Annotated in this window: 1 protein-coding gene; it reads left to right on the top strand. The window is 73.2% G+C overall.

Annotated features, from left to right (window positions below; all coding sequences use genetic code 11):
- On the top strand, window positions 1-1028 hold a 1028-nt coding region (locus tag MFF58_RS31775), incomplete at both ends, for a glycosyltransferase family 2 protein (RefSeq protein WP_238294310.1).

Here is a 1028-nt window from a genome sequence, read left to right as displayed (position 1 = left end):
GGAGCCCGTGGACCGGGCGGCGCTGCTCGACCTGCAGGCGCGGCTGGCGGCGGCGCAGTTCGACCACGGCTTCTACCGGGCGCGCTACGGGCTCGCCGAGGCCGCCGACGCGGTGCGCGACTACTGCGACACCGGCTGGCGGAAGGGCCGCAACCCCAGGCCCGACTTTAACGGCTGGGCTTACCGCGCGCATCATCCCTACGTGGAGGCCACGGGGATCGCGCCCTTCGTCCACTTCCTGGCGACGGCGCTCCTGCGCGGTGACGATGTCTCGGATGCCGGTTTCCATCCGCGCTACGGCACCATGCCCTCCGCGGAGGATGCGGAGCTGTTCGAGCAGGCGCGTCTGATCGAGCCCCTCTTCGACGCGCCCTGGTACCTGAGGCGCTACCCCGACACCTGCGGCTTCGAGAACGGCCCCGTCATCCACTTCCTATCCCACGGGCAGGAGGAGGATCGCGACCCGAGCAAGGCCTTCTCGACCCGGTTCTATCGCCGGGCCTACGGCCACCTGCTGGCGCCGGGGGAGTCGCCGTTCCTGCACTACGTGCGCACGGGGCGATCCGCCGGCCTGATGGCCGCGCCCGAGGATCTCGGCACCTACCCGCCGATGGACGCCCCCGAGCCGCACGCGTGGGACGGCCTGCCCCGGGCCCTGCCGATCGATCAGGCCCGCGTGCTCGTCATCGTCCCAGTCTACAAGGGCCGCGGCGAGACCCTGCGCGCCCTCCACGCCTGCCTGTCGGCCCCGCAGGCCACACCCTTCGCCCTGCTCGCCGTCAACGACCGCTCCCCCGACCCGCAGCTCACCGCGGAGCTGGCCGCCCTGGCGGACCGCGGCCTGTTCCACCTCGTCGAGAACGAGCGCAACCTCGGCTTCGTCCGATCGGTCAACCGCGCCCTCGGCCTCCGCCAGGGCCGCGCCGTCGTCCTGCTCAACTCCGACGCCCAGGTCTTCGGCGACTGGCTCGACCGGCTGGTGGCCCACGCCGAGCCCCAAGCCGCGCCCCGCGCCGAGCCCCACGCCG

The organism is Methylobacterium longum (assembly GCF_022179385.1).
In the GTDB taxonomy this organism is placed as follows: domain Bacteria; phylum Pseudomonadota; class Alphaproteobacteria; order Rhizobiales; family Beijerinckiaceae; genus Methylobacterium; species Methylobacterium longum.
This window is presented reverse-complemented; position numbering and strand designations above follow the sequence as displayed.